Annotated in this window: 6 protein-coding genes and 1 tRNA gene; 3 read left to right on the plus strand and 4 right to left on the minus strand. The window is 40.0% G+C overall.

Annotation, left to right across the window (positions count from 1 at the left end):
- Nucleotides 1-214 precede the first annotated feature (214 nt).
- Complete coding sequence (locus tag ABZA00_RS14170) at nucleotides 215-1,279, plus strand: GGDEF domain-containing protein (RefSeq protein WP_372882812.1); 1,065 nt, start codon at nucleotides 215-217, stop codon at nucleotides 1,277-1,279.
- A 233-nt stretch (nucleotides 1,280-1,512) separates the two neighbouring features.
- Nucleotides 1,513-2,853 (plus strand): Na+/H+ antiporter family protein, encoded by a 1,341-nt coding sequence (locus ABZA00_RS14175; protein WP_372882813.1) that lies wholly within the window; start codon nucleotides 1,513-1,515, stop codon nucleotides 2,851-2,853.
- 203 nt (nucleotides 2,854-3,056) lie between these two features.
- On the opposite strand, the gene ABZA00_RS14180 is transcribed toward ABZA00_RS14175, so the two are convergent.
- Nucleotides 3,057-4,007, minus strand: coding sequence for an AEC family transporter (locus ABZA00_RS14180; protein WP_372882814.1), 951 nt, complete (start codon nucleotides 4,005-4,007; stop codon nucleotides 3,057-3,059).
- Between the two features lie 368 nt (nucleotides 4,008-4,375).
- Here ABZA00_RS14180 and ABZA00_RS14185 point away from each other — a divergent pair.
- A tRNA-Arg gene (locus tag ABZA00_RS14185) sits at nucleotides 4,376-4,451 on the plus strand.
- A gap of 410 nt (nucleotides 4,452-4,861) precedes the next feature.
- On the opposite strand, the gene ABZA00_RS14190 is transcribed toward ABZA00_RS14185, so the two are convergent.
- The 3 genes from ABZA00_RS14190 to ABZA00_RS14200 all read right to left on the minus strand — a co-directional run bounded on the left by ABZA00_RS14190 (nucleotide 4,862) and on the right by ABZA00_RS14200 (nucleotide 9,424).
- Nucleotides 4,862-6,181 carry a DEAD/DEAH box helicase gene (locus tag ABZA00_RS14190; protein WP_372882815.1) on the minus strand — a complete coding sequence of 440 codons (1,320 nt, stop codon included), beginning with the start codon at nucleotides 6,179-6,181 and terminating at the stop codon, nucleotides 4,862-4,864.
- Between the two features lie 177 nt (nucleotides 6,182-6,358).
- On the minus strand, nucleotides 6,359-6,655 hold the full coding sequence (locus ABZA00_RS14195; RefSeq protein WP_372882816.1) for a DUF406 family protein: 297 nt from the start codon (nucleotides 6,653-6,655) through the stop codon (nucleotides 6,359-6,361).
- A 198-nt stretch (nucleotides 6,656-6,853) separates the two neighbouring features.
- Entirely contained in the window at nucleotides 6,854-9,424 is a 2,571-nt protein-coding gene (locus ABZA00_RS14200; protein WP_372882817.1) for a glycogen/starch/alpha-glucan phosphorylase, read from the minus strand.
- Nucleotides 9,425-10,357: the final 933 nt, after the last annotated feature.

The following is a 10,357-nucleotide window of genomic DNA, read 5'->3' on the forward strand; positions in this document are numbered from 1 at the left end:
ATCTATTTAGGCGTAGAAAAAATGGATGAAAGCAAGGCATTGATTGCAGTAACTAGTTGTTCTAATTACAAAATCAATAACACAGCTAGCATTCATTTTAGCAAGTATAAATGAGTAGATAGTTATCGGATTTGGTATAACAACCTCCTATGGTAGAATTTGCAGCATAGTGTGCAGGCAATCAGTTTTTTACTAAGAAGACATAGGACGTTAAATGAGTAAATGGTTGAACGCTAACCCGCAATTGGAACAGCCGAAAAAGAGGACATTTCACAAAAGGAATGTAACTCTGGCGCTGCTTCTTTCTGCCGTTTATATAATGTTATGTTTTTACACACCACTCTATTTATACAATTATGAGGCTTCAGTATTTTATAGCGGTGGTCTGTTATTGATGATTTTTCCCCCTGTTGTATTGCTATTTAAAAAAAGCAAAAAGCAACTCGCCCATATTGCATTATCCATGATGGGCATCACTCTGCTCATTGTCAGCTATCAAGAGCAGCATTATCTCCCCGTCTGGTCCTTCGTTTATATTTACAGCGCGATGTTCTTATACGGAAATCCAAAAGGGTTATTGCTGACCATTACTTATTACCTGGTTATTTTATTGCTCTCACCCGGTTGGCTGGGTGCACCTTTTGAAGGTGATGATTATATTTATTTCACCTCTATAGCGCTATTGAGTGCCAGTATTGCTTATTTTTTTGAGTTTTTACGCTGTAAAATATTGGCTGGATTAACAACACCGGCAAAAGAAGCGGAAAAAATAAACATAAAAGATCCCTTAACCGGACTGTACAACCGTCTGCATTTTGATAACTTTTTTAATAACGAAATGAATACAGCAAAACAGGCTAATACTTTATTAGCCTTTGCCATCCTTGATGTTGATTATTTTAAACCTTTCAAGAAAACCTACGGTCGACAGGCAGCAGATCAGGTTCTAATCTCAATATCCGCTTTATTGAAAAGCAAATTAAGACGCGCCAGCGATACTGTTTTCAGAATGAGTGATAACCAATTTGCTTTGTTATTTACAGTCAAAAATGCATCAGAAGCGTTACTGATGATTGAAGCAATAAGAAATGCTGTTGAGCAACTGCAAATCCAACATGCAAACAGTGAAATATCGCACTTCCTCACCATCTCCTGCGGATTAGAAGTGATCAGTGCTGAGCATGCCATAAACGATCAACTTGCCTATAAAATATGCTCCGCGCATTTAGTTAAAGCACAAGATCGCGGACATAATCAAACAGCAAGTGATGTGGTGTAAATCCCCATCGCCCCCGTTCAGGCGAACGCTTCAAACAAGGCTGGTTATGTAGAATAACTGCACGGCAGAAACATACTTTTGTACAAAAAAAAACCTGCTGGGTATAAACAAACATCTTAATCTCAATATCCCTAAGTTATTTGCCAGATTCCGCGCTTAAATATGCAATTGCCTTGGTCATTAAAAGATAGTCGCGTAAAATGCCGCCTTTATTTTTTTACTTAGGACCATTTATGCTAAACCCTGTTTTACTCTCAGTATGCGCAATGCTTGCTTTATCTTTAATGCGTATTAATGTCGTTGTGGCATTAACATTAAGCGCACTCATTGGCGGCTTAACTGCAGGTATGTCACTCGGTGATACCGTCAGTGCTTTTGAAGGCGGCCTTGGCGGCGGCGCAACCATTGCGTTAAGTTACGCCATGCTCGGCGCATTTGCTGTGGCCATTTCTAAATCAGGGATCACTGATTTACTAGCACAAACAGTCATTAATAAAGTGCATGGCAGACACCCGGATCATTTAACCTACGTTATCAAATATCTGGTGCTGTCATTAATTCTGTTAATGACTATCTCATCGCAGAATATTGTCCCCGTACATATCGCATTTATCCCTATTCTGATCCCACCTTTACTGAGCGTATTTTCAAAATTACGTTTAGACAGACGGTTGGTTGCCTGTATATTGACCTTTGGCCTAGTCACCCCGTATATGGTCTTACCTGTCGGTTTCGGCGGTATCTTTTTAAATAATATTTTATTAAAAAACCTCCATGATAACGGCCTGCAGGTTACTGCCGGCCAAGTTCCAACAGCAATGATCTTACCCGCCTTAGGTATGGTCACCGGTTTATTGATTGCGGTATTTTTCAGCTACCGTAAACCGCGGGATTATGCTCAGGAAGAGCCCATAGTTGAACGGCCGGAAGATCAACAACCGGAAAAACAACAATTTAACAAACGTCATATCCTGATTGCGGCATTTGCCATTATTGCCACATTAAGCGTACAGTTATTATCCGGCTCGATGATTATCGGTTCATTAGCAGGGTTTGTTGTCTTTACTGCAGGTGGTGTGATTGCGTGGAAAGAAACGCAGGATGTGTTCACCAAAGGTGTGCATATGATGGCAATGATCGGTTTTATTATGATTGCGGCCGCGGGTTTTGCTGCAGTAATGAAAGCAACAGGCAGCGTGGAAACCTTAGTAGAGATGCTATCAACCAATATAGGCCAAAACAAACCGCTGGCAGCATTATTAATGTTAATAATTGGTTTATTGGTAACCATGGGAATCGGCTCTTCTTTTTCGACTATTCCAATTATAGCCACTATTTATGTGCCGCTTGCTATCTCATTCGGTTTTTCTTCGATGGCCACCATTGCCCTGGTCGGAACGGCAGCAGCATTGGGTGATGCCGGTTCACCAGCGTCAGATTCTACCTTAGGACCGACCGCCGGCCTAAACGCCGATGGTAAACATGATCATATCTGGGACTCAGTGGTACCTACCTTTATCCATTACAACCTGCCATTAATTGTATTTGGCTGGATTGCGGCAATGACCCTGTGATGCTATTAAGCTAACCGTTGTGCTTTGCGCAAAGCGGTTAACATCGGAAAGCGGGTCAACTGCTTTCCGATATTTTCGAGCTGCGAGCTGAAAATAGCGGATAATTTTTCATTAAATACTTAGCTAAAAACAGCTGTAGTGATGATTAATAAGTAACAACTGGAAGCATGGGTGTCCCGCACTCATTCAATAAAATGATTAGATTAGATAAAATTAAAACTATAAAGCATTGAAATACCGACACTGTAAGTAATTAGCGAGGCGACCGTCGTAAACGCTATAATATTAGCAGCCAAATCCGCATTCGCTCCCATCGCCCTGGCCATAACATAACTTGCAGCTGCAGTCGGCGTCGCTGTCATTAAAAATGTCACCCCTAACTCCCCCCCGGTAAAGCCCAGAAAATAAGCGCCTCCGGTTATTAACAGCGGTGCGCCTACAATTTTTAAAACACTGGCAAAGCAAGTACTCAAACGGTCTGAATGCAGTGCTCTTAAATGCAGACTTCCTCCCGTACACAGCAGCGCCATCGGCAGGCTCATATCCGCAAAATATTGACCGGCATGTATCATCATACCGGGGACGGGTAATGCCAGTAATAAAAAAAACACACCCAATAAAATACCAATAATTAATGGATTTTTGCCAATCGCCTTAATCAGGCTGAAGAGCATCTCAGGAGTTACCTTTCCCTCTCTGGGTGTGAGAATAAAAACAGATAAAATATTATAGAGAATCACATGAAATGCGACATAAACAGCCGCCATAGCAAGACCTGAATTCGAATACACATTAGCGACATAGGCTAAACCTATAATCGCCAGATTTCCGCGAAAAGCCCCCTGGATAATAACAGCGTGATCAGCGCGGTTTTTAATGAACAATTTAGTTAACAATATTGCCAGAAGAAAAAATAACAAATTGGCGACTAGCGAATAAGCAATCCAAGAAAAGTTGATCTCAATATTAGGATCAGATTTTATAATATTAAGAAAAAGCAGCGTTGGTAAGGTGACGTTAAAAACTAACTTTGATGCAGTATCAATGAATTGTTCATTAATAAATTTTATCCGGTTAAGCAGCCAGCCTAAAAAAAGCAGCAGACAAATCGGACCGGTTATTTCAAGCGAGAAGTTAAGCGCTGCTAAAAACATAAATAAATCCCTACAATATCTTTCCCTATGGGAAATAATTATAACTGATTGATTAATTCTATTTGTATTATTTTTTATGCAGCATCCAAATTTAGCCTGCTCCCGAAACAGATATAAGTGCAAATTGTGGCAGATTCCCCCTGCTATTTTCCCGAATAGCTCAAACTTACTGCAATGTTATGTTATTAGTGATTTTTTTTAAGGTAATAATTATATATAATTCAATTAGTTTACCCCGCCTTGTGGCGAAACATTATTGCCGTGGTTTATAACGCCAGAATAAGAAGTGCTCAAAGTATGGGGTAACAATTGATCAGTGTTAATTACCACCGTTGGCAGTTACTGTATCATTATCAAAAGATCAATCAGTCCCCTTAGTTCAGCTGGATAGAACAAGGACCTCCTAAGTCTTAGACGTGAGTTCAAATCTCGCAGGGGACACCATCTTAGAAAAATCAGCTTAGCTTGTTTTTTCCCGCCTACAAACCGCTAAAGAAGATTCAAAGCTGATTACCGATTTCTAAGGCAGAAAATAAAAACAGGAATTATCAGTCTGCAGTAACCCCTTTGAGTATTTTCTACAGACTGAATTTTATGGAGAGTTAAGCGCATCCAGCCCCTCGATGATTAACGCTTAAATAACCTCAACTCTGGATAAGCGACATTCCTCAACACCGCTCTTTTCGCCCCTTTCTGCGTTAAGTTTGCTTGTAATAGCCGGCTATTACTGCACAACCTTGCCTTGAAAGGAACGAAAATCCCGGCATTGAGCTCTACATGAGTCAAAAAAGATAACTTCATCTATTATAATGCCCACTATCCAGAGTTGAGGTTAAATAATAATATGGGTGCCTTTATTCTTGCGTTTTTTTCTTACGGCGCAGCGGAGAAAAACCGGTATCTTGCGCTTCATAGAAGGTCTTATTCAGTACCTTTTTAGGTTTCTGCACTTTTTTAGCGGGTTGCTTTTTCGCTTTTTGATCTGCAGGTTTAACCGCTGCAGTTTTAGAAGCTGTTTCAACAATCCCTTTAAATTTAGGTTTAATACCCTCAACACGGTCAAAACTAATATGCTGCTGCACAAACTCTTCGACTTTTTTAAAGTTTACCCAGTCTTTAGGACCGACAATTGAAATCGCATCGCCCTTCTCACCCGCCCGGCCTGTTCGTCCTATGCGGTGAATATACTCTTCAGTATGTTTAGGAATATCAAAATTAATAACATGGCTGACATTAAGCAGATCTAAACCACGGGAAGCGATATCAGTGGTGATTAATAACTGCATTTTACCACGGGCAAAACTATCCATAATGCTGTTACGGTTGTGCTGCACCAAATCGCCGTGCAACGCTGCCGTACTGTAACCTTTTTCGCTTAATACGGCGCTTAAACGCTCGGTATCTGCACGTGTTGCGGTAAATATTATCGCCTGTTTAATCTCTTCATTTTTAATAAAATGAAACAGTAATTTTTCTTTCTGATTTAAGTTGTCAGCAAGATAAAAACGCTGGGAAATATCACTATGCTGCTGATTTTCTTCACCAATCGCAATACGTACCGGCGCTTTTAATAATTCGCCGGCAAATTCATTCACTTCAGCATGACCTAAGGTGGCTGAAAATAACAATGTTTGTCGTAGACGATGATTCGCCTCTGCATTTACCGCCTTTAATTGCTCTGCAAACCCTAAATCCAACATGCGATCCGCTTCATCTAAAATCAACAACTCCAATCCATGTAAATGCAACAGACCTTTTTTTAGATGATCCACTATTCTTCCCGGCGTACCGACCACAAATTGCGGATCTTTATCCAGCGCTTTAACCTGCTCGTTAAAATTTTCCCCGCCCAGTACCAGGGTAGATTTCAAACTGGTGTTAGAGACTAACAGACGTAACTGTGCATAAACCTGTTTGGCAAGTTCACGCGTCGGGGTCAAAATTAAAACCCGCGGATCCCGTTTGCTTAAAGCACGTGTTTTTAACACACGCTGCATAGCGGGTAGCAGATATGCTAATGTTTTACCCGAACCTGTTTTTGATGACGCCAGTAGATCTTTCCCTGCAACGGCAACGGGAACGGCCTCTGCTTGAATTTTTGTTGCTTCAGTAAATCCAAGATGGGATAACGAAATAATTAAACGGCGGTCAATGGGTAAATCATCTATCTGCAAAGTACTCTCCAAAAGGTAATATTAATAATAATCGGCGTAGTATAACGGCTAATAGCAAACTAGGTAAGTAAATGATCTAATATTGCGCAAGGGAAATTAATGAGAATAATACGAATGAAAGGAAATAAAGGTAAAAAAAAAAGAGCCGATATAATCGGCTCTCAGCAACAGGATTGTTTAAATTGCGCTTAAACCCATTTCAAAAATAAGTTTTTCAGCTGTACAGTCAAAATTCAGGCTAACCTGAAGGGTTACATCGTCACCGTTTATTGTTTCCTGGGTGCTGACTTCTACTGTTGCAAAACGTGCCTTTGCAGCTTCAATATATTTTTCAGATAAAGCGTTAACCGCCTGTTTATCTTTGCCGGTAAAAGGCAGTACTAATACAGTATCATCTTCAGCTATCACACTGCCTAGCTCTACAAATGAGCCGCATGCTTCACATACATCATCGGTACTTTTATCTTGAGACATAATTCCCCCTTAAGGATTGTATTTTGTAGGGTTATTGTAGCGCGCTTTAAAGATAAGCCCAACCAATTTGAGTTAGCTCATTGCATATCTTTTTGAAATTTCAGATTAAGAATTAATCTCTACAGGCTACTTTCTGACGCTGAACAGATAAAAAAAAGGTGATATAAAAATATCACCTTTTTTGATTAAGCTTTTCTATCAGGAGATGGGGAATTTTTCCAACTTCCAGATATTTGCAACATAATCTTCAATGGATCGGTCAGAGTTAAATTTACCCATAGATGCGGAGTTAATAATCGCTTTTTCCGCCCATAACGACTGATCACGATATGTCTCATCAATTTTCTGGTGCGCAGCGCAGTATGATGCGTAGTCAGCCAGACAAAGGTATTCGTCTCCCCAATCAAGCAGACTGCGTTTAATATCGGATAACTCACCCGGTTTACCCGGGGTGAAGAAATCACTGTCTAACCAGTCAAGCACTGCTTTCAGTTCAGGGTTTTTGTAGTAATAATCATACGGATTATAACCTGCAGATTTTAATGCTTTCACTTCGGCAACGCTGAGACCGAAAATGAACATATCTTCAGCACCTATCTCTTCGGCCATTTCGATATTTGCACCATCCATAGTACCGACGGTTAATGCTCCATTCAGGGCTAATTTCATATTACCAGTACCGGAAGCTTCTAAGCCTGCAGTTGAAATCTGCTCGGAAACATCAGCGGCAGGGATCATTTTTTCAGCCAGAGTGACACGGTAATTCGGCAAAAACACCACTTTCAGCTTACCTTTAATACGCTTATCATTGTTGACCTTATCAGCGATTTTATTCAATGCGTATATAATCTGCTTAGCCATATGGTAACCCGGTGCCGCTTTTGCGCCGAACAGAAAGACACGCGGAACCATATCGTAATCCGGATTCTCCAATAAACGTCTGTACAGAGTTAAAATATGCAGCAGATTTAATTGCTGACGTTTGTATTCATGCAGGCGCTTAATTTGAATATCAAAAATTGCATCTGCTGAAACCTCAACATCAGTCAACTCTTTAATTATCTTAACTAACTCAACTTTATTGCTGCGTTTAATATCCATAAAACGTTTTTGGAAAGCAACATCGGTCGCTTTAGGCAATGCATCTTTTAATTTATCGAGATTTACCACCCAATCAGCACCAACAGTCTCATCATATAAGGCAGATAGTTCAGGGTTACATGCTTTTAACCAACGGCGAGGCGTAATACCATTGGTTACGTTAACCAGTTTGGTCGGGAATAACTGATGGAACTCAGGAAAGAGGTCTGTTTTCACCAGGGCTGAGTGAACCGCAGCTACACCGTTTACTTTGTATGCAGTAACAACACATAAATTAGCCATACGCACTCTGCGTACATCGCCTTCTGCAATAATAGAAAGCTTGGCTTTTTTCTGATCATCGCCAGGCCATTTTTCTTCAACTAATTGTAAAAATTGGCTGTTGATTTCATAGATAATTTCCAGATGACGGGGTAATACTTTTTCAAACAAACCAACAGACCACTGCTCTAAGGCTTCAGGTAACAGGGTGTGATTTGTGTAGGCGAAGGTTTCTTGACAAATTGCCCATGCAGCATCCCACCCAAGGCGCTCTTCATCTACTAAAATACGCATCAACTCAGGAATAGCGATAGTCGGATGGGTATCATTTAATTGAATAGCCACTTTTTTAGCAAACAATGACCAATCTGTATTGGCACGTTTAAAGCGACGAATAATATCTTTTACTGAACAGGCACAGAAGAAATACTGCTGTATTAAGCGCAACTCTTTACCTGCTTCTGTCGAATCATTCGGATATAAAACTTTGGAAACGGTTTCCGCTTGCGACTTTTCTGCCTGCGCATCAACATAACCGCCGGCATTAAATACATCCCAGTCAAATGCTTCATCAGCTCGACTTTCCCATAAGCGTAAAATATTTACCGTTTTAGCCGCATAACCTACGATTGGAATATCCCATGGCACACCTTTGAGTTTTTGCCCAGGATGCCAGACTTTGTAGGATTGGCCATCATTTTCGAAAACTGTTTCCACATATCCATATAAAGGTACATGCTGAATAGACTCCGGACGGCAAATCTCCCATGGATTGCCGTACTCACGCCATGTATCAGGACGTTCAATTTGACGGCCATCCTGAAATGACTGGGCAAACAGACCATGCTCATAGTGGATGCCGTAACCAATTGCCGGATAACCCAAGGTTGCCAGTGAATCGATAAAACACGCCGCTAAACGGCCCAGACCGCCATTACCCAGCGCCATATCCGGCTCTTCATCACAAATATCGTATATGTCTTTACCTAAGGCTTTTAACGCTCCCTGCGCGACACTGAATAACTCTAGGTTGTGCAGGTTATTAGAAAGCAAACGTCCCATCAAAAATTCAAGTGATAAATAATTTACCGCGCGGGTATCATGGCCGGAGTGATTTTTTTGTGTTTTAGTCAGTTTATCAAAAACCAGCTCGTTTACCGCATAACAAGTGGCATTCCACCACGCCTTGTTATTGGCCTTATCCTGAGAGGTACCCAACCCTTTTTGTAAACGATCTAAAATTGCCTGCTGCATCTCTTCTTTTGTGCACTCCACTGCGGGTGCTACTACTGCTGATTTCTTAGTTTTTGCTTTTGCTGCCGTCTTTTTAGGCGTTGTTTTTTTCTCTGTTGTCGCTTTTTTTACCGCTTTTCCTGCAGTTTTTTTCTTGTCCGTTTTAGTCGCCATATTAAGACCCTTACATTCCGTATAAATAATTGCGTGATTTTCATCAAAGGTGAAAATACGCGCCTTTCTAGTTAAATGACAAACTTAGTTGAATTATAATTTGCTTAATTTCACTTCTATTGTGTATTTTTCAAGTTACTGATTATGGACCTTCAAAACGACAATAACAATATTGTCAATGTACAATATTTATACATTTTTTTTCTGCACCGGTAAAATAGCGAAACTATTTAGTAATGCTGAATTTTCACCATAATGAATAAAAAAAATGATAAAATCAGTTTTTATTTTTTATAAAAGTGATATCAATATATCTAACAAAAATTGAATATCACCATTCTTACTTTTCAGCAGACTTAAAATCAACTGCAACCTGCATAGTTGAATGTTTTTTGTGGAGTTACTCTCACTTAAAGCGCCTTTATGAGTTTGATTTTAAAAAATAACAGACTACTTTAGTGCTGCGATAATAATACCAATTCCATTAATTAGCTGATCAATCTCACAGGCTAAAGTGAACTACTTCTGCGTTACAAGTTTTGTAAAGGGAGCTACCAGTTACTGCAACTTCCGCCTGAATTGATTCATTTTTTCTCTGTAATATTTGCTCATATACTTAATGGATTTGCTATCACAATCGAGGTTGGAAAAAGTGACAGGCAACTATTTTAAATGCCCAACCATCACGCTCTACTCACCTTGTGCCACCGTGCGGCGTTCTGGATAATTTTTACAGGGAGGTAATACCAAATCCGATAACTATCTACTCATTTATACTTGCTAAAATGAATACTAGCTAGTTCTCATCCAGAAACGTTAACATACTGAAATATATAAAAAAACAGGCAAAAAAGAAGGAAAACTCCGGTAGATTTACTATAATTAATAGTGCTAACCAATTGATTACATTAAAAAAACCGGAGTTTGGAATGC

The organism is Psychromonas sp. (genome assembly GCF_041586535.1).
Classification (GTDB): domain Bacteria; phylum Pseudomonadota; class Gammaproteobacteria; order Enterobacterales; family Psychromonadaceae; genus Psychromonas.